The 18,749-nt window shown below is 71.4% G+C and carries 14 protein-coding genes; 7 read left to right on the top strand and 7 right to left on the bottom strand.

Features of this window, described 5'->3' with window-relative positions; all coding sequences use genetic code 11:
* Window positions 1–179: 179 nt before the first annotated feature.
* The 3 genes from AB0E78_RS04385 (at window position 180) to AB0E78_RS04375 (ending at window position 4,245) form a co-directional block, all read left to right on the top strand.
* A complete protein-coding gene (locus tag AB0E78_RS04385) occupies window positions 180–2,258 on the top strand; it encodes an MMPL family transporter (protein ID WP_361828058.1) in 2,079 nt (692 codons plus the stop codon).
* Window positions 2,259–2,371: 113 nt separating this feature from the next.
* Window positions 2,372–3,571, top strand: a complete 1,200-nt coding sequence (locus AB0E78_RS04380; RefSeq protein ID WP_361828551.1) for a histidine kinase — start codon at window positions 2,372–2,374, stop codon at window positions 3,569–3,571.
* Window positions 3,568–4,245, top strand: coding sequence for a response regulator transcription factor (locus AB0E78_RS04375; RefSeq protein ID WP_361828055.1), 678 nt, complete (start codon window positions 3,568–3,570; stop codon window positions 4,243–4,245). Before AB0E78_RS04380 ends, AB0E78_RS04375 begins: the two co-directional genes overlap by 4 nt.
* A 117-nt stretch (window positions 4,246–4,362) precedes the next feature.
* On the opposite strand, the gene AB0E78_RS04370 is transcribed toward AB0E78_RS04375, so the two are convergent.
* The 5 genes from AB0E78_RS04370 to AB0E78_RS04350 are packed head-to-tail and all read right to left on the bottom strand — an operon-like array spanning window position 4,363 to window position 10,982.
* Window positions 4,363–5,307 (bottom strand): dihydrodipicolinate synthase family protein, encoded by a 945-nt coding sequence (locus AB0E78_RS04370; protein WP_361828052.1) that lies wholly within the window; start codon window positions 5,305–5,307, stop codon window positions 4,363–4,365.
* Between the two features lie 35 nt (window positions 5,308–5,342).
* Window positions 5,343–6,392 carry an ABC transporter ATP-binding protein gene (locus tag AB0E78_RS04365; protein WP_361828049.1) on the bottom strand — a complete coding sequence of 350 codons (1,050 nt, stop codon included), beginning with the start codon at window positions 6,390–6,392 and terminating at the stop codon, window positions 5,343–5,345.
* Window positions 6,389–8,380 (bottom strand): dipeptide/oligopeptide/nickel ABC transporter permease/ATP-binding protein, encoded by a 1,992-nt coding sequence (locus tag AB0E78_RS04360; protein WP_361828046.1) that lies wholly within the window; start codon window positions 8,378–8,380, stop codon window positions 6,389–6,391. The genes AB0E78_RS04365 and AB0E78_RS04360 overlap by 4 nt, the downstream gene beginning before the upstream one ends.
* Window positions 8,380–9,336, bottom strand: coding sequence for an ABC transporter permease (locus AB0E78_RS04355; protein ID WP_361828043.1), 957 nt, complete (start codon window positions 9,334–9,336; stop codon window positions 8,380–8,382). The genes AB0E78_RS04360 and AB0E78_RS04355 overlap by 1 nt, the downstream gene beginning before the upstream one ends.
* Window positions 9,333–10,982 carry an ABC transporter substrate-binding protein gene (locus AB0E78_RS04350; protein ID WP_361828040.1) on the bottom strand — a complete coding sequence of 550 codons (1,650 nt, stop codon included), beginning with the start codon at window positions 10,980–10,982 and terminating at the stop codon, window positions 9,333–9,335. Before AB0E78_RS04350 ends, AB0E78_RS04355 begins: the two co-directional genes overlap by 4 nt.
* A gap of 160 nt (window positions 10,983–11,142) precedes the next feature.
* Between AB0E78_RS04350 and AB0E78_RS04345 the strand changes: the two genes are divergently transcribed.
* Entirely contained in the window at window positions 11,143–11,871 is a 729-nt protein-coding gene (locus AB0E78_RS04345; protein WP_361828037.1) for a FadR/GntR family transcriptional regulator, read from the top strand.
* Window positions 11,872–11,918: 47 nt separating this feature from the next.
* On the opposite strand, the gene AB0E78_RS04340 is transcribed toward AB0E78_RS04345, so the two are convergent.
* Window positions 11,919–14,144, bottom strand: a complete 2,226-nt coding sequence (locus AB0E78_RS04340; RefSeq protein WP_361828034.1) for a hypothetical protein — start codon at window positions 14,142–14,144, stop codon at window positions 11,919–11,921.
* A 209-nt stretch (window positions 14,145–14,353) separates the two neighbouring features.
* Here AB0E78_RS04340 and AB0E78_RS04335 point away from each other — a divergent pair, with 209 nt between their 5' ends.
* Window positions 14,354–15,511 (top strand): PP2C family protein-serine/threonine phosphatase, encoded by a 1,158-nt coding sequence (locus AB0E78_RS04335; RefSeq protein ID WP_361828031.1) that lies wholly within the window; start codon window positions 14,354–14,356, stop codon window positions 15,509–15,511.
* A 23-nt stretch (window positions 15,512–15,534) separates the two neighbouring features.
* Complete coding sequence (locus AB0E78_RS04330; RefSeq protein WP_361828028.1) at window positions 15,535–17,454, top strand: beta-galactosidase; 1,920 nt, start codon at window positions 15,535–15,537, stop codon at window positions 17,452–17,454.
* Between the two features lie 14 nt (window positions 17,455–17,468).
* On the opposite strand, the gene AB0E78_RS04325 is transcribed toward AB0E78_RS04330, so the two are convergent.
* Complete coding sequence (locus AB0E78_RS04325; protein ID WP_361828025.1) at window positions 17,469–18,047, bottom strand: hypothetical protein; 579 nt, start codon at window positions 18,045–18,047, stop codon at window positions 17,469–17,471.
* 147 nt (window positions 18,048–18,194) lie between these two features.
* Between AB0E78_RS04325 and AB0E78_RS04320 the strand changes: the two genes are divergently transcribed.
* The gene (locus tag AB0E78_RS04320) at window positions 18,195–18,713 is read left to right on the top strand and encodes a GNAT family N-acetyltransferase (protein WP_361828022.1); all 519 of its coding nucleotides are present in this window, start codon (window positions 18,195–18,197) and stop codon (window positions 18,711–18,713) included.
* Window positions 18,714–18,749: the final 36 nt, after the last annotated feature.

Genomic DNA, 18,749 nt, shown 5'->3' with positions numbered 1-18,749 from the left:
GACGCACGGCCGGCGCCCGGCCCCGGATGAGCCGGCCCGCCGTACTCCCGGGGGAGTAGCGCGGCCCCGCCGCCTCCCTGCGCCGTACGCCCCAACTCGCCCTCGCGCCCGACGGATCGCACGGCCCCCTCCGGAAGGGTTGGCAACGAACCTGCCAACCTGCCGGAAGGAGGCCCGTCATGCGGGCCGAACAGACCACCTCACGACGGCGCCGCGCCGTGCCCTGGCTGTTCCTGGGGCTGTGGATCGCCGTCATCGCGCTCGCCGGGCCCTTCGCGTCGAAGCTGGCCGACACCCAGCAGGACCGCGTCGTCGACTACCTCCCCGCCAGCGCCGACTCCACCCACGTCGCCAAGCTCCAGGCACAGCTGCCCGGCGGCGAGGCCACCGAACTCGTGCTCGTCTACCACCGCGACGGAGGCCTGACCGCCGCCGACCGCAAGGCCGCCGCCTCCCACATCGACGAGATCGGCAAGGCCCACAAGCTGACCGCCACACCACGCGCCGTACCGTCCAAGGACGGCACCACGCTGATGTACCCGGTGGCGAGCAACGAGCCCGGGCAGGACGAGAAGGCCAGGGACGCGCTCGTCGACGACGTGCGCGAAATCGCCCACGACAAAGGCGGGTTGAACGTCGACGTCGGCGGCCCCGGAGCCCTCACCACCGACGCGGGCAAGGTCTACAACTCGCTCGGCGGGCCGCTGCTCTACACCACCGCAGGCGTGGTCGCGCTGCTCCTGATCCTCATCTACCGCAGCCCGTTCCTGTGGCTCGTGCCGCTCGCCGTGGCGGGCATGGCCGACTACCTGGCGATGGGCATCGCGTACGGCCTGCACGAAGGCTTCGGGACGTCCGTCACCGGCCAGAGCAGCGGCGTGATGACGATCCTCGTGTTCGGCGCGGGCACCGACTACGCCCTGCTCATCGTCTCCCGCTACCGCGAGGAACTGCGCAGGATCGAACGGCCCTACGACGCGATGGCCGCCGCGCTCAAGGGCTGCGGACCCGCCGTGCTCGCCTCGTCCGGCACGGTCGCGCTCGGGCTGTTCTGCCTGCTCGCCGCCGACCTCAACAGCAGCCGCGGCATGGGACCGCTCGGCACGGTCGGCGTGCTGTGCGCGCTCTTCGCGATGCTGACGCTGCTGCCCGCGCTCCTGGTCCTGCTCGGACGGCGCGTGTTCTGGCCGCTCGTGCCCGCCTTCGGCAGCGAGCCCAAGCAGCGCCGCAGCCTCTTCTCCATGATGGGCAGTTCGGCGGGCCGCAGGCCCCTCACCGTGCTCGCGGGCGGCGCCGTGCTGCTCGGCGCGCTCGCCCTGGGGGCGCTGAACCTGCCGGGCGCCCTGAAGCAGGAGGACTCCTTCACCAAGACCCCCGACTCCGTCACCGCGATGGAGACCCTCGCCAAGGCCTACCCCGAACGCGGCACCCGGCCCATCACCGTGATGACGCCCACCGACCGGGCCACCGATGCCCTCGCCGACATCAAGGGCACCAAGGGCGTGGACAGTGCCGCCAAGGGACGTACGGGCAAGGGCTGGACGGAGTTCTCCGTCATCGCGACGTCCGCGCCAGAGTCGGCGGGTGAGACGGCGACGATCAAGGCACTGCGGTCGGACCTCGACGGCTCGTACGTCGGCGGGGCGAGCGCCCAGCAACTCGACCTCAAGGACACGAACGACCGTGACCGCCTGATCATCGTGCCGCTGGTCCTCGTGGCGGTCCTGCTGATCCTGGTGGTGCTGCTGAGGTCCCTCGTCGCGCCGTTGCTGCTCCTCGCCGCCGTGGTCGCCGTCTGGGGAGCCTCGCTCGGCATCGCGGGCCTCGTCTTCGAGCCGCTCTTCGGCTTCGAGGGCACGGACCCCGGGCTCGGCCTGCTGTCCTTCGTCTTCCTCGTCGCCCTGGGCGTCGACTACGGCATCTTCCTGATGCACCGCATGCGCGAGGAGTCCCTCGCCGGAGCGGAACCGGGGGAGGCGGCGCTGACCGCACTGCGGACCACGGGCGGCGTCATCGCGTCGGCGGGTCTCGTGCTCGCGGCGACCTTCGCGGTGCTCACCAGCATGCCGCTGGTGCAGCTCGTCGAGCTGGGCTTCGTGATCGCGGTCGGGGTGCTCCTCGACACGTTCCTGGTGCGGACGTATCTGGTCACGAGCGCGAGCGTGGCGCTCGGGCGGAAGGTGTGGTGGCCGGGCAACCTCTCACGCCCGGCGCCCGCCGGAGCGGCCAAGGAGCCCCAACGGGCCACCGTGTCCTGAACGTCGACCGCCTCAGGGTGCCCCTTTCCCGCCGGAGGGGCACCCTCGTACGGGAGGATGCAACTGTGGGGGACATACCGCGGGTTCACGAGAGGTCGTCCGCGCCGCGTGGCCTGCTCGCCTTCACGGGGGCCGTGCCCGGCAGCCGGCGCGCCCTGCGCGACGACGCGCTGTTCGCCGCGGGGCTCGCGGTGCTGTCCGGCCTCCTCGCCGCGTTCGTCGACGACGGCCGCAGGCCCGGCCTCCTCGGGTGGAGCCTGCTGCTCTGCGCGCACGTGCCGCTGGCGTGGCGACGCGGCCACCCCCTGCTCGTGCTCCTCGCGGTGGTCGCCTGCGTCGCCCCGTACCACGCCGTGGACTACACGCACATGGCCGCCGTCCCGGTCGGCATGGTCGCGCTCTACACCGTCGCCGTGTCCGGCCGCCCACGCCGGGCCCTGATCACCGGCCTCCTCGTCGTCGGCATCACGCTGACCGTCAACGCGAGCGTCGCCCCGCACCAGGTGGCCGACGTGCTCAGGATCTCCGGCTGGGTCGTCTCCGTGCTGCTGCTCGGCGTCTATGTGCGCATCCACCGCCAGTACGTCACCTCCGTACTGGAACGTGCCGAGCGGGCGGAGCGTACGCGCGAGGAGGAGGCGCGGCGGCGGGTCGCCGAGGAGAGGCTGCGCGTCGCCCGCGATCTGCACGATCTGCTCGCGCACAGCATCACCCTGGTCGGCGTCCAGACCTCCGTGGCGGCGCATGTCCTGGCCGCCGACCCGGAGCGGCTCGACCGGGCGGCGGTGGCCAAGGCGCTCGACGACATCGCCGACACCTGCCGCTCCGCGCGGGGCGAACTCAGGGCCACGCTGCACGTGTTGCGGGCGGGCACCGCCGATGAGCCGCGCGGCCCGCTGCCGGGGCTCGACGGCCTCGCCGATCTGGCGGAGGCGGCGCGGACGTCAGGCGCCGAGGTCGAGCTGGCGGTACGGGAGGCGCAGGCGCCGCCCGCCGTCGGCGCCGCGGCCTACCGGATCGTGCAGGAGGCCCTGACGAACGCGGTGCGGCACGGCGGGCCCGGGCTCACCGTCCAGGTGCGGATCCACGCGTCGGACGCGGCGCTGCGGGTGACCGTCACGGACGACGGGACGGCGGCCGTCGCCCCGTCCCACACGCCCGGGTTCGGCCTCGTCGGGATGCGGGAACGGGCCCGGAGCGTGGGCGGCACCCTGGAGGCCGGGCCCAGGGAGGGCGGCGGGTTCACGGTGTCGGCCGTGCTGCCGCTGGCCTCTGTAGGGTCTGCAGGGTTTGCCGGGGGAGGGCTTCAATGACGATCCGTGTACTGCTTGCCGATGATCAGACGCTGGTGCGGGCGGCGTTCGCGATGCTGGTCGAGTCCGCGCCGGACATGGAGGTGGTGGGGCAGGCGGGCACGGGGCGCTCGGCGGTCGACCTCGCCCGGTCGGAGCGCGCCGATCTCATCGTCATGGACATCCGGATGCCCGACCTCGACGGGATCGAGGCGACGCGGCTCCTCGCCCAGGACGAGGACCTGGCCGGTGTGAAGGTGCTGATGCTGACGACCTACGACACGGACGAGCATGTCCTCGACGCGCTGCGGGCCGGGGCGTCCGGCTTCCTGGTCAAGGACACGAAGCCGGCGGAGCTCCTGGAGGCGATCCGTACGGTGGCGGCGGGGGAGTCGCTCCTCTCGCCGGGCCCGACGTCCCGGCTGATCGCACGGGCCCTGCGGGCACCGGCCGAGGTGTCCCTGCCGGAGGTGCTCTCCGGGCAGCTGAGCGAGCGGGAGTGCCAGGTGCTCGCCCTGGTGGCGCGCGGCCTGAACAACACGGAGATCGCGGAGTCGCTGGGGCTGAGCCCGCTGACCGCGAAGACGCATGTCAGCCGGATCATGGGCAAGCTGGGGGCGAGGGACCGGGCGCAGCTGGTGATCGTGGCGTACGAGTCGGGGCTGGTGCGGCCGGGAGTGACGGGGACGGGCTGATTCCGCGGCCTCAGCCCGCCCGGGGAGAATTCCAGCCCGTCCGGCGTTCGAGGACGAACTCGGCGAAGCCGGTGACAGACGGCACGCGACGCCCCCCCCGGAGAGGGACGTCGGGGGCTACAACAACCCGGCCCCGGCCAGGAACTTCCCCACCCGCTCAACCTCTCCGGAGGAGAGCGGCACCTGCGGCTCAGCGGTGGCCGCACACGCGATCACGCCCCGCAGATGCAGCGCCGCCTTGAACGCCCCGAGCGCGGACGAGCTGCCGCCCATCCGCCCGGCATCCCCGACCCGCACCATCCCGAACAGACCGCACAGCCGCTCCTGTTCGGCCCGCGCCCGCACCCAGTCACCCTCCCGGCAGGAGCGGTACAGCCGCGCGTACCCCTCCGGGTCCACGTTCCCCAGGCCCGGCACCACCCCGTCCGCGCCCATCGCGAGCGCCGTGTCCACCGTCGTCTCCGAACCCGTCAGCACACTGAAGCCCGAGAGGTCCGCCCGGCCCCGCGCCCCGAGCACCACCTCGCGGAAGTTCCCCTCGTCCCCGCTGGAGTCCTTGAGACCGGCGAGCACGCCGTCCGCCGCCAGTTCAAGGACGAGCTCCGCGGCCAGTTTCGTGTGGACGCCCACCGGGAGGTCGTACGCGAAGACCGGTACCGGTGATCCCGCCGCCACCAGCCGGAAGTGGCGTGCCACCTCCACCGGGTGGGTGCGCGTGTAGAAGGGGGCCGTCACCACCACTCCGTCCGCCCCCGCGTCCGTCACCGAGTGGACGTGGTCGAGGACCCGTGGCGTCGCCATGTCGATCGCCCCTGCCAGGACCGGGAGTTGGCCCCCCACGTGACCGGCCACCGTCTCGACGACCAGCCTGCGCTGGCGGTCCGTCAGATACGCCGCCTCCGACGACGAGCCGAGGACGAACAGCCCGTCGACCCCGCCCGACACCAGGTGGTCGACCAGCCTGACGAGCGATGCCGTGTCCACCTCGCGGTCCGGTGTCAGGGGGGTGCAGACGGGCGGTACGACACCGGTGAGCGGGGATTCGGAAGGCGCGAAGCGCATCCTTGGAGGGGTGGTGGCTGGCGACGGGTGGGCGGTCATGGATTCTCCCTGGGGCTCGTGTCCGTGGCGGCGGACTGGATCACTAGCTCGTGCGTGGACTGGCCGTCCCGTACGGGGTGGTGGCAGCGGTAGCGGTGCCCGGACCCCTCCGTCGACGCGAAGTCCGGCATGGTGGCGGCGCAGGCGTCGTCCGCCTTCCAGCACCGCGTACGGAACGGGCAGCCGCTCGGCGGCCGGGTGGCCGACGGGACCGGGCCGACGAGCGGGATCGGGTCGATGGGGTCGAGGAGGCCGGGCGTCGCCGAGAAGAGCGCCCGGGTGTACGGGTGTCGCGCCCGGTCCAGGATCTCCTGGGCCGGTGACTCCTCCACGATCCTGCCCAGATACATGGTGATGACCCGGTCACTCATCCTTCGCACCGTCTGGATGTCGTGCGACACGAAGACCAGGGCCAGACCGAGCCGCTCCTTCAGGTCCAGGAGGAGGTTGAGGATCTGCGCGCGCACCGAGACGTCGAGGGCGCTCGTCGGTTCGTCCGCCACCACGAGATCCGGTTCCAGCGCCAGTGCGCGCGCGATCGCCACGCGCTGCCGCTGCCCGCCGGAGAGCTGCCCCGGCAGCCCGTCCGCAAGGACCTTGGGCAGCCCGACGAGCGCCATCAACTCCCGCACGCGTACGTCGCGTTGAGCGGCCGTGCCCACCTTGTGCACGTCCAGCGGATCCCGGAGGATCTGGCGCACCGTGAGCCTGCGGTTCAGTGCCGTCGACGGGTCCTGGAAGATCATGGCGGTGTGCCGGCCGATCGTGGCCCGCCGCTCGGCGGGCGGCATCGTCCACAGGTCGCTCCCCCGGAAGGACACCGTGCCCGCCGTGGGCCGCTGCACTCCCACGAGCACCTTCGCGAGTGTCGACTTGCCGCACCCCGACTCGCCCACGACGCCCACCGTCTCGCCGGGCGCGATGGTCAGATCGGCGCCGGTCAGGGCGTACACACGGTCACGCGAGAACAGCCCGCCCGAGCGCGCCCGGTGCACGACGTGCGCGTCGGAGAGGGTGATCAGGTCTTCGGAATCCTGGGTCGTCATTTGAGGGCCTCGCTTCCCCTGGGGTCCGGCACCCGCGGCGGCTGCTGCGCCGGATGGTGGCAGGCGATGGAGTGCCGTGCCCCGCCGACGAGTTGGGGCGCCGTCGTGCGGCACACCTCGCTCGCGAGGGGGCACCGGTCCGCGAACCGGCAGCCCGCGGGGAAGTCGGCGGGCGAGGGCACGACGCCCTTGATCTGGGTGAGGCGTTCGGCCGTCGATTCGAGCGAGAGCACCGAGCCGAGCAGGCCGCGCGTGTAGTGGTGCGAGGGTGCCTCGACGAGGTCCGCCGTCACGCCCGTCTCGACGATCTGCCCGCCGTACATCACGACCACCCGGTCGGTGACGTCCGCGACCAGGGCCAGGTCGTGCGAGACGAGGATCAGCGCGAAGCCCAGCTCCTCGCGCAGGCGCAGCAGCAGCTGGATGACCTGGGCCTGCACGGTGACGTCCAGGGCGGTCGTCGGCTCGTCCGCGACGATCAGCTTCGGGTCGCGGGAGAGCGCCATCGCGATCAGGACGCGCTGACGCTGCCCGCCGGAGAGCTCGTGCGGATAGCTGCGCAGGGTGCGGTCCGGGTCGAGGCCGACGAGTTCGAGGAGCTCGACCGCCGTGCGGCGCCCTCCCCGCCGTACGACCTGTTTGAGCTGGGCCCGGACCGTCATCGCGGGGTTGAGGGAGGACAGGGCGTCCTGGTAGATCATCGCCATGTCGTGGCCGAGCAGCCGCCTGCGGGTGCGCATCGGCATCCCGGTCAACTGCGCGCCGTCGAACGTCACTTGGCCGCCGATGCGGGCGCCCTTCGGTTCCAGGCCCATCACGGTCAGCGCGGTGAGCGACTTGCCGCAGCCCGACTCGCCCACCAGGCCGAGGACTTCACCCGGCCGCACGTGGAAGCTGATGCCGTCGACGATGTCCACGCCGCCGTGCCGGGCGTCGAAGCCGATCGTGAGGCCGGAGACGGTCAGCACCGGAGTGCCCTCCGGCAGCGGGCGGGCGCGGGAGCGCAGCCGCTGGGCCGCCTCCGTCAGGCCCGGCAGCTCCAGAACCTTTCCGCTGCCCGGCTCGGGGGCTTCGAGGCGGTCCTCCTTGCGGGCCCCGCCCGGCACGTCGCGGGAGACGGGCGCCGCCCATGCGTCCGAGACGCCCTCGGAGAGGATGTTCAGGGACAGGACCGTGATCAGCATCAGCAGGCCGGGGAAGACCGTCGCCCACCAGCCGCCGAGCAGCACCATGTTCTTGCCGTCGGCGATGACGCTGCCCCAGGACGGGTCCGGGGGCCGCACGCCCGCGCCGATGAACGACAGCGAGGCCTCGAAGACGATGGCCTCGGCGACCTGCACCGTGCAGAACACCAGGATCGGCGCGGCACAGTTGATGGCCACGTGCCTGATGAGGATGTGCGGGGTGCGGGCGCCGACGATGCGTTCGGCGACGACGTAGTCCTCGCCGTACTGATCCATCACGTTCGCGCGCACGACCCGGGCGATCGGCGGTGTGAACAGGAACGCGATGGCGCAGATCAGGACGAGGATGCCGCCGCCGAAGACCGCCACGAGCACGGCGGCGAGCGCGATCCCCGGGAACGCCATGACGATGTCCAGGCCCCGCATCAGCGTCTCGTCGACCGCCTTGCGCGAGGTCGCCGCGATCGCCCCGAGCAGGGCGCCGACCAGCAGGGCGAGCAGCGTCGCCCCGAGCCCGATCGCCAGGGACCAGCGCGCCCCGTACATCAGCCGGCTGAGGATGTCCCTGCCGAGGCTGTCCTGGCCCATCCAGTGGTCCGCGGAGGGGTGTCCCGTGCCGTCGACCTGGGGCTGCTGGTCGAGCGGGTCGTGCGGGGCGAGCAGCGGCGCGAAGAGCGCCACGAGGACGACCACCCCGACCACGCCCACCGCGACGCGCGAGAGCAGGGGGAGGCGGCGCAGGGAGCGCAGCCGGATGCCGGGCCGCGAGAGCCGCTCGGTCAGAGCTGTGCGCGACGTGACCATCAGGCCCCCCTCAGACGCGGATTGACCAGCAGGTGGAGGATGTCGAGGACCAGGTTCACGATCACGAATCCGACGGCCGTCGTGATGACGACGCCCTGCACGACGGCCGGGTCGCCGTTCTTCACGGCGTCGATCATCAGCTTCCCCATGCCGGGCAGCGAGAAGATCGTCTCGATGACGACCGCTCCGCCGAGCAGATAGCCGACGCGCAGACCGAGCACGGTCAGCGGGTTGATGAGGGCGTTGCGCAGGACGTTCCGGCCGACCACCACGACCGGTGGCAGACCGCTGCCGATCGCCGTCCGCACGTAGTCCTTGTCGAGTTCCTCGACCACGGCCGTGCGGATGACGCGGGTGAGCCCGGCGGCCACCGGCAGGGAGAGCGCGAGCGCGGGGAGCGTCATCGTCTTCAGCCAGCCGGTGAGCGAGTCGCCGGGGTTGACGTAGCCGCCGGTCGGGAACCAGCCCGCCTCCACCGCGAAGTACTGGATCATGAGCAGCGCCAGCCAGAAGCCGGGCGCCGCCACCCCGGTCAGCGAGATGACGCGGATCAGCTGGTCGGGCAGCCGGTCGCGGTAGATCGCGGCGGTCACGCCGAGCAGCAGCGAGATCACCACGGCGATGCCCAGGCCCATGAAGGTCAGCTGCACGGTGAGCGGGAGCGCGGTGGTGACCTGCTCCACCACCGGTGAGCGGGTGAGCACGCTGATGCCCATGTCGCCCTGGAGGAGATCGCCGACGAACGCGACGTAGCGCACCGGCAGCGGATCGAGCAGGCCGTTCTCCTCGCGGAACTCGTGCAGTTGCTCCGGGGTCGGATTGGCGCCCTGGAAGAACGCCGACGCCGGGTCGATGTCCGAGAAGCGCATCACGAGGAAGACGAACAGGACGATGCCGAGCAGCAGCGGGACGAGCAGGAGGAGGCGGCGGGCCAGGATTCTGAGGACCGCGGTCACGTCGCCCACTTGGCCTGGAGGAGGTTGATGCCCGGGTAGGGCTGGGCCTTGATGCCGGTGAGCTTCTCCGGGTCCCAGGCGGTCATCAGCTCGTTGTGCACGACCGGGTAGATCACCGCCTGCTCGGCGACGGTGTCGATGTAGTCCTGGACCATGGTCTTCTTCTTGGCCGCGTCGGGCTCGCGCGTCGCCTGGTCCATGTCCTTGAAGAGCTTCTTGGCCACGGAGTTGTCCGCCCAGCGGGCATAGCCCATCCACAGGTTCTCGGGCCCGTAGTTGTAGTGCATGATCAGGTCGGGGTCGATGCCGAACTGGTTGGGGTTCGAGGCCGCCGCGACGATCTGGTAGTCCTTCTTCTGGTCCATCTTGGTGAAGACGGCCGTCGTCTCCTGCGGGTCGAGGGTCGTCTTGACGCCGATCGCGTCCCATGACGCCTTGATGGTCGGCAGACAGTCGACGATCCAACTGACGTTCACCGCCATGAGGTTGATCGACAGATCCTTGACCCCGGCCTCCTTCAGGAGCTTCTTCGCCTTCGCCGGGTCGTACGCGTAGACCGACTTCGCCGGGCGGTAGGCGGGGTTGGACTCGTTGAGGAACGAGGTCGACGCCTTGCCGTGCCCCTTGAGCGCGACCTGGATCATCTTCTCGGTGTCGATGGCGTAGTGCAGCGCCTGCCGCACGCGGACGTCGTCGAAGGGTTTGTGCGCGGTGTTGAACATCAGGAACAGGTTGTTCATCCCCGCCCCGCCCTCGACGGTCAGCCCGTCCTTCTTGAGCTGCTCGATGTTGGCGTAGGGGATGTTGTCGGAGATCTCCGCGTCCGCGCTGCCACCGGAGATCTTCGCGACGCGGGGTGCCGCGTCCACGATGGTCAGCCAGTTCATCTTCTTGAAGGCGGCCTTGCGCGGGCCGTTGTAGTCGCCGAACGCCTCGAAGGTGGTGTTGGACTTCGGGTGGTGCGACGCCTGCTTGTACGGGCCCGAGCCCACCGCCTTGCCCTTGGTCGCGTCGTCCCAGGCGCCCGGCTTGGAGAAGACGTGCTTCGGCATGATCTTGGCGAGGGAGAGCCGGGCCAGACCGTCCGGGAAGGGGAACTTCAGGGTGAGTTCGACGGAGGTCGCGTCGATCTTCTTGACGCCCTTCAGCCAGCTCTCGAAGAAGCCCTTGGCCAGCGTCTGCGTCTTCGGGTCCAGGATGCGGTCGAAGACGAACACCACGTCGTCGGCGGTCACGGGCTTCCCGTCGTGCCACTTGGCGCCGGGCCGCAGCGCGAACTTCCAGGTGGTCGCCTTGTGGTCGGAGGGGATCTGCGTGGCGAGCGCGGGGTACGGCTCGCGCGTGATGGGGTCGGTGTTGAGCAGGCCCTCGTAGATGTGTTCGTTGCCGGCCATCGCGAAGGCGGACGCGGTCTGTGTCGGGTCCCAACTGCCGTCGTTCCCATAGCCGATGACGGCGGTGAGGGTGGAGTCGCCGCCCGTGCCGCCACCCCCTCCCGCGTCATTCGTGGACTCGGGCCCCGACGAGCAGGCGGAGAGCGAGGTGGTGAGGGCGGCCGCCGCGCCCAGCGCACCGGTGTACTTGAGGAAGGACCGGCGGTCCGGTGCGGGTCCGGTGGAGGCGATGCTGGTCTTCTGGTCGCTCACTGTGTCTCCCTTGAGAGATCCCACGTCCTACGTCGTAGTGGCGTGGCGACCATAGGAGCGCCGCGATGGCCGGTCAAGAGATCGCGCACGGATCCGAATCGGGGCCGTCCCGAACGATGTCGGTCCGGAGGTGGGACGTGGGATGTCAACCGTGCCTACGATGTGCCGCATGCCTCAGGAGCCAGTCCGCGAACGGCGTGTGGGCAGCCAAGTCCAGCGCGCAGTCATGCAGTTGATCCTCGACAGAAAACTCCGGCCGGGCGCGCTGCTGCCCACCGAGGCCGAGCTGATGGAGGAACTGGGGGTCAGCAGGAACTCGGTGCGCGAGGCACTCAAGGCGCTCCAGGCCCTGGACATCGTGGAGATCAGACACGGCTACGGAACGTATGTCGGACAGGCGTCGCTGATGCCGCTGGCCGACGGCCTCACCTTCCGTACGCTGGTGCAGCTCGCGGACGACACCCACGCGCTCGCGGAGATCCTCCAGGTGCGCGAGGTCCTCGAAGAGGGCTTGGTGCGCCGGGTCGCGGTCCTTCTCAAAGACGACGAACTGTCCCAACTGGAGTCCCTGGTCCGGAAGATGGAGGAGTCGGCGGTCACGGGCGCCGCCTTCCCCGACCTCGACCGCGAGTTCCACGAGACGCTCTACCGCTCGCTGGGCAACGAACTGGTGCCGCAGCTGCTCGGCGCGTTCTGGAACGTCTTCCACCGGGTCGCGGGCGTGCGGGGGTGGGCCCGTGACCCCGCTCCGGAGGTGACGGTGCGCAGACACCGGGACATCGTGACGGCGCTGCGGGCGCGGGACGTCGAGCGGGCCCAGCGGGCGATGGCGGACCACTTCCGGGGGATCGAGGCACGCTCGGGGCAGGAGTCGCGGGGCGTGGGGTAGGGGGCGTGAGGTAGAGGGGCGGCGGAGTACGCCCCGCGGGTACGGCGCTATCGGTCGTGGCCCTGCGGGGTGGCGGCGAGGGCGTAGGCGACGCCGTCGGCCGCGCCCGCGTCCAGGCCTGTGCGGTATTCCTCCTCGTACGCCGTGTCGCCGATGGACTTCCTGCTCAGCAGCTCTGACTCGCGGCGGGCGGCGCGCAGTTCCGGCGAGCCCATCTGGGAGGGGCCGATGGCCTGCCACAGGTGCTGGCCGATGCCGAGCAGCCGTGCCGCGTGCCGGCCCCGGTCCGATGCGGCGGCGGTCGAGGCGAGCAGGTCGATCGCCATGACCGTGCCGAGGCTGTCGTGCAGGAGGGCCTTGCCCTCCAGCGCCCTGCGGGCATGGGCGGCGGCCTCGGAGGGGTGGCCGAGCGCGGCGGACGCCAGGGCCCGGGTGTATTCGGCCCAGGCGCGCATCCACCGTTCGCCGAGCTGCTCGCTGCGGGCGCACAGCTCGTCGGCCGTGTCGGCCGCCGCGGTGAAGTTCCCGCGATGGACGTGGACGAACGAGTGCGTCACCTTGAGCAGGAGCCAGGCCTCCCGGAAAGCGCCTCCGCTCTTCCCCGCGCCGACCTGGCCCGCCTCGCCCCCCTCGCCCGCCTCGCCCGGGGACTCCCGCACCGCGTCGAGCAGCGCGGCGGCCCGACGCTGGTCCCCGCGCAGGGTCAGGGCAGCACATTCGAGGTAGGAGGCGGTGTGCGCGTCCGGGGCCCCGGCGCCCCCGACGGACTCGCGGAGTGCGGACGCGAGCCGGAACACGGCATCGACGTCACCCTGGCCGAGCGCCGCGAGACCGCACGCCCACAGGGCCTTGGAGCGCTCCGGGCCCGGCTCGTGGCACAGGTCGAGCGCCTGCTCCAGATAGTGCCTGCCCTCGCGCGCGAACCCGCAGGCGAACCAGAAGAACCACAGCGCCCCGCCCATCTCCAGGGCAGCGACGCCCTCACCCCGCGTCAGGCAGAAGTCAAGGGCGGTACGGAGGTTGGCGTGGTCCGCCGCGAGCCGTGTGTACCAGGACACCTGGTGCGGCCCCATCCACTCGGCGTCGGCCCGCAGCATCAGCTCCCGGTAGAAGTCCCGGTGCCTGCGCCGTGCCGTCTCCGCCTCGCCGAGCTCGCTCAGCCAGTGCGCGCCGTACTCGCGCACGGTGTCGAGCATGCTGTAGCGCGGCGGCCCCAGAGGGTCCGTGTCCGCGCCCTCCTCCGTGCCGGGCTCCGCGTCGGTGCGGCGGCGTACGAGGGACTTGGCCGCCAGGCCGTCCAGGAGCCGCTCGACCTCCCCGGCGGAGATCGGGCCGCCCGCGCCCACGGCCCGCGCGCCGCTCAGGTCGAAACCGCCGATGAAGACCGAGAGCCGGGCCCACAGCAGCCGCTCCAGCGGTTCGCACAGCTCGTGGCTCCAGCCGATGGTGGTGCGCAGGGTCCGGTGGCGGGGCAGATCGGTGATCCGGGCCCCGTCCTGGACGCTCAGCGCCTCGAAGCGGTGCTGCAGCCGGTCGTTGAGCTGCTCGACGGAGAGTTCACCGAGCTGCGCCGCCGCGAGTTCGATGGCCAGCGGGATGCCGTCGAGGCGACGGCAGACGGCCGCCGCCGACGCCTGTCCCGCGGAGCCCGGTTCGTAGGCTGAGTCCGAGGCCGCGGCGGCGGTCGAGGTGGCGGCCCGGTCCGCGAAGAGCGCCAGCGCGTCGCTGTACTCCGGCGCGGCATTCCCCTCGGTGAGAGGTGGCGGAACAGGCAGCGGGCACACCTCCAGGCTCCGCTCGCCGGGCAGGCCCAGCGGCTGCCGGCTGGTGACCAGGACCCGCAGGCGCGGCGCGGCGTCCAGGAGGGTCCGCACCAGCCGGGCGCACGCCTCGACGAGGTGCTCGCACGAGTCGAGGACCAGGAGGAGCTGCTTGTCGGCGAGCCACTCGGCGACCACGTCCTCGGCGGGCCTGGTGCTCTGGTCGGCCAGGCACAGCTCTTCGAGGAGTACGGCCCCGAGCAGCGACGCCTCGCGCAGCGGTGCCAGCTGGATCAGCCGCGCCCCGTGGGCGAAGACCCGCTCGGCACGGCGGGCGGCCCGCAGCGCCAGGCGCGACTTGCCGACGCCGCCCACTCCGGTCAACGTCACGAGGCGTGACTCTCCCAACAGGACTTCGATGGCGCTCAGTTCCGCCGTGCGCCCGATGAAACTCGTCGTCTCCGAGGGGAGATGGCCCGAGGGGAGATGGGTGGGGAGGTTGGGGAGGTTCACGACCCGCAGTCTCCTCCGCGAGGGCCCGGCAGGGCCGTGGTTGCCGCAAGTTGCACCCCCTCACCGGCCGGACGTGCAAATACCCGCATGACGGAGTCAGTCCTGATCATCAAGGGCCCTGCTCCTGTCAACGGGCAGTGAATCCATGGCGCTTACGCCATAGTTGCCGTTCACCGGAGCGGGGTTACACAGAGTCAGGGGGCCTGCGCATGGCCATCCGTGAAGGATGGCGTGAGCGGTGGGGCGCGAGGGTGAGCCGTGTGCTGCCCCTGACCGTCTGCTCCGTTCTCGCCGCTCCGGGAATCTTCGCCGCGGGCTGGGAGCCCGCCGCCGCCATGCTGCTGATCGGCCCCATGGCGTCCTGCGTCCGGCACGGTGTCCGGCACACGGCCGCCACGGCAGGCTGGACGGTGCTCCTCGCCGTGACGGCGGGCGTGACGCGCAGCTTCCCCGCGGCCCCGGGCCCGCCCTTCCTGGTGGAGTTCCTGGTGCTGCTCGCGGGAGGCGCGCTGGCCGTCGTCGTCGCCGCCCGGCAGAGCGCGGGAGCGGTCGCGCTGGCCCGGGCCACGGAAGTGGCGCGGGCGGCGCAGGGCGCGATCCTGCGGCCGGTGTCCGAGCAGATCGGCGGCATCGACGTCTGCACCCGGCACCACTGCCCGGTCCAGGGGGCGACGGTGGCCGGGGACGTGTACGACATCGCGCACACGCCGTACGGGCTCCGGGTGTTCATGGGGGACGTACGCGGTCATGACCTGGAGGCGCTGCGGATCTCGGCCGGGGTCATCGGAGCCTTCCGCGACCTCGCCTACACCACCCCGCGCCTGCCCGACCTGGCGCGGGCGCTGGACGCGCGGATCACGCCGGAGCTGGGCCCGGAGGACTTCGTCACCGCGGTCTTCGCCGAGTTCGCCCCGGGTGAGGTGCGGCTCGTCAACTGCGGGCATCCCGCGCCACTGCGGGTCGGTCAGCGGGTCAAGCTGCTCGAACCCCCTTCGCCCGCCGTGCCGTTGGGGCTCGGCTCGAAGCCCGTGATGCACCGGGGCTGGCTGCAGCCCGGTGACCGGATGCTGTTCTACACGGACGGACTCAGCGAGGCGCGGGACGCGGACGGCGCCGACTTCCCGCTGAGCGAGGGTGCCGCCGACGCGCTGGCCGAACCGCTGGCGTCGGACGCGCTGGACGCGCTCTACGCGCGAGTGACCGAGCACACGGGGGCGCCCCTCGCCGACGACGTGGCACTGATGCTCTGCCAGCCCGCCGAGCCGACCGGGGGATGTGCAGTGCCGGACCCGGTCTGCCTGGCGCCGGCAAACACGTTCTCCTCGCCCTCCGGTTCCTCCGCTTCCTCCGCCTCTGGCGACCGGTGAGCCCACGTCCTACGTTGTCGGCCATGGATGAGACCGCGCGCCTGCGACACCTCTACGGGCGCCTCACGTCCCTCGGGTACGGCGGGGACTACAACCCCGAGCAGTGGGGGCCCGAAGTGCACGCCGAGGACGCCGAGTTGATGCGCGAGGCGGGCGTGAATCTCGTGACGCTCGGGATCTTCTCCTGGGCGAAGACGGAGCCCGCCCCGGGGACGTACGACTTCACCTGGCTCGACGGTCACATGGACCGCCTGGCGGAGGCGGGCGTCGCGGTCAGCCTGGCCACGATGACGGCGTCCCCGCCTCCCTGGCTGACGCGCCTGCACCCCTCCGTCCTCCCGGTCACGGAGGACGGGGTCCGGCTCCACCCCGGCTCCCGCCAGCACTGGTGCCCGTCGAGCCCGGTCCACCGCACACACGCCGTACGCCTCGCCGAGCGCCTGGCCACGCGCTACGGCACGCACCCCGCGCTGGCCCTCTGGCACATCGGCAACGAATACGGCTGCCACATCTCGCGCCACTGCCACTGCGAGGTGTCTACGGCGGCGTTCCGCGGTTGGCTGCGGGAGCGCTACGGCACGGTGGCGGAACTCAACGAGGCCTGGTCGACGGACTTCTGGTCGCAGCGCTACGGCACCTTCGAGGAGATCCACACCCCGCGCAAGGCCCCCTCGTTCCGCAACCCGGCCCAGCAGCTGGACTACTGGCGCTTCTCATCGGACGAGCTCCTCGCGTGCTACCTGGCGGAGAAGGAGGTCCTGACCCGCATCACACCGGACGTACCGGTCACGACGAACTTCGTCCCGCTGGCAAAAACCCTTGACCTGTTCGCATGGGCCCCCCACCTGGACGTGATCGCGTACGACTCCTACCCGGACCCGCACGACGAGTCCGCCCCGCACCGGACGGCCTTCTCGTACGACGTCATGCGCGGCCTGAAGGGCGGCCGGCCGTGGCTGCTCCTGGAACAGGCGCCGGGAGCGGTCAACTGGCGTGAGCGCAACGGCAGGAAGCCGCCGGGCCGGATGCGCCTGGACAGCTGGCAGGCGGTGGCGCACGGCGCGGACTCGGTGCTGTTCTTCCAGTGGCGACAGTCGCGCGGGGGTGCGGAGAAGTTCCACTCGGCGATGGTGCCGCACGGGGGCCGGGAGACGCGGATCTTCCGGGAGGTGCGGGAGCTGGGCGCGGAACTGGCCTCGTATCCCGAGCTGTTGGGGTCCCGACCCGAGCGGGCGGACGCGGCCCTGCTCCTGGACTGGCCCAGCTGGTGGGCCCTGGAACTGGACGCGCACCCCAGCACGGACGTACGGCTCCTGGACGCGGCCCTGGCCCACCACAAGCCGCTGTACGACGCGTCGGTGGCGTGCGACGTGGTGTCAGCGAACACGGACTTGGCGGACTTGACCCGGTATCGCTTGCTCCTGATCCCCAACCTTTACTCGGTAACGAACGAGACTGCGGAACGTATCTGCACGTATGTCAGAACCGGCGGCACGGTGGTCATGTCCTACTTCTCCGGAATCACCGACGAACACGACCGAGTCCACCTCGGCGGCTACCCGGCCCCCTTCCGCGCCCTGCTCGGCCTGCGCGTGGAGGAGTTCGACCCCCGCCCCGACGGCACCTGGACGGAGGAGATCCACCTGGAGGGAGCGGAGACGATCACCACCTTCCCCCACGGCACCCCAGCGGTGACCCGCCACACATACGGCAAGGGCGCGGCCTGGTACCTGGGCACCCGCCCCGCCCCCAAGGAAATGCGGGAACTCCTCGACCGGGTACGAACGGAACGCGGGGTACTCCCGACGTTGCCGGATCTCCCGGCGGGGGTGCAGGCACGGACGCGGGTCACCACTGACGGCTCCCGCATCCACATCATCCTGGACGAACGAAACCTGAGCGTGACGGTCCGCGTGACGCCGAAACGCGGCGTGCGTCGCTGACCGTGACCGGAGGGCTACGCGCCAAGGTTTTCGCGGAGGGCTTCGACCACGTACTCCGGGGAGAACTCCAGGAGCCAGTCCATGAAGCGCAGGCCGTACTCGTCGCGTGCGCGGTCGATGATGGGGTCGGCGGCCTCGGGCGCGGTGAGGCCGAACCTCTCCTTCAGCCAGTCGAGATACTCCCCGTGTCCCACGCTGTGCTCATCGTCGTCGTCCCACTCGTCCTCGGGCAGATAGCACTCGTCGTCGATCGCCAGCAGGCGGAACAGGTCCCGCAGGCCGGACGCCACGACATCGAGGTCGCCCTCGTCGCCGAAGAAGACGACGGGCAGCGTCGCCAGATCCGCGCGGTCGTCGCAGCGCCACAGCGCGTAGAACGAACCGGAGCCGGTGGCCTGGGCGAAGGGCACGAGCCGGTCGAGGCGGGCCCGCAGCTCCGGGGAGTCGGTCATGTCCAGCCACTGGACGAGGCCCGCGTCCCGCCACCCGTACTCGTACATCTCGAACCCGGCGGAGAATCCTGCCTGCCCCGGCCCGTCGTGGAACTCCTTCAGCAGATTCAACTCGGGTATGGGGGAGTAGGCGTTGCCCACGGCTTCTCCTCGATGTGGGGGGGGCGGTCCGGACGATGGACGCTACCGCCCGGCACTGACAGCGACGGCCACGGGGCGCGGGGGCACGGGGGCCTCCGGGGTGAAAAGCCGAGGCGTCGGCCCGCGACCCCCGGTTAAGTTGCCGCCATGCCCGAACTCCAGCGCCTGCGCCCCGACCACGCTCCCGCCCTGCTCGCCTTCGAGCGGGAGAACCGGGGGTATTTCGCCAAGTCCGTCCCTGATCGTGGCGACGCCTACTTCACCGGATTCTCCGCGCGGCACGCGGCCCTGCTCGCCGAACAGGCGGACGGCAGCTGTCACTTCCATGTGCTCGTGGACGAAGAGGGGGCGGTGCTCGGCCGCGTCAATCTTGTGGATGTGGAGGATGGCGGGGCCGAGCTCGGATACCGCATCGCCGAGCGGGCGACCGGGCGCGGTCTCGCCACCTCCGCCGTGCGGCAGGCGTGCGGGATCGCCGGTGCCGAGTACGGGCTGCGCGCGCTGCGGGCGGCGACGTACGCCGACAACGCCGGGTCGCGGGCAGTGCTCGTCCGTGCCGGGTTCGTGGCCGTGGGCGAGGTGGAGGTCGAGGGGCGGGCCGAGGTGCGCTATCGGCGTGAGACGGCCGCCCGAGGCCTGATCGGTCCCAGGTCAGAGGGCGCATGAGGGGGGCACGGGAGGGGCAGGGGGCGTACGTCATAC

The organism is Streptomyces sp. NPDC032198 (assembly GCF_040636975.1).
Classification (GTDB): Bacteria; Actinomycetota; Actinomycetes; order Streptomycetales; family Streptomycetaceae; genus Streptomyces.
This window is presented reverse-complemented; position numbering and strand designations above follow the sequence as displayed.

Bases quoted from the DNA above. Each gene is read 5' to 3' on its own strand.
- AB0E78_RS04385 (WP_361828058.1), top strand. From the start codon at position 180: ATGCGGGCCGAACAGACCACCTCACGACGGCGCCGCGCCGTGCCCTGG.
- AB0E78_RS04375 (WP_361828055.1), top strand. From the start codon at position 3,568: ATGACGATCCGTGTACTGCTTGCCGATGATCAGACGCTGGTGCGGGCG.
- AB0E78_RS04370 (WP_361828052.1), bottom strand. From the start codon at position 5,307: ATGCGCTTCGCGCCTTCCGAATCCCCGCTCACCGGTGTCGTACCGCCC.
- AB0E78_RS04365 (WP_361828049.1), bottom strand. From the start codon at position 6,392: ATGACGACCCAGGATTCCGAAGACCTGATCACCCTCTCCGACGCGCAC.
- AB0E78_RS04360 (WP_361828046.1), bottom strand. From the start codon at position 8,380: ATGGTCACGTCGCGCACAGCTCTGACCGAGCGGCTCTCGCGGCCCGGC.
- AB0E78_RS04345 (WP_361828037.1), top strand. From the start codon at position 11,143: ATGTGCCGCATGCCTCAGGAGCCAGTCCGCGAACGGCGTGTGGGCAGC.
- AB0E78_RS04335 (WP_361828031.1), top strand. From the start codon at position 14,354: ATGGCCATCCGTGAAGGATGGCGTGAGCGGTGGGGCGCGAGGGTGAGC.
- AB0E78_RS04330 (WP_361828028.1), top strand. From the start codon at position 15,535: ATGGATGAGACCGCGCGCCTGCGACACCTCTACGGGCGCCTCACGTCC.
- AB0E78_RS04320 (WP_361828022.1), top strand. From the start codon at position 18,195: ATGCCCGAACTCCAGCGCCTGCGCCCCGACCACGCTCCCGCCCTGCTC.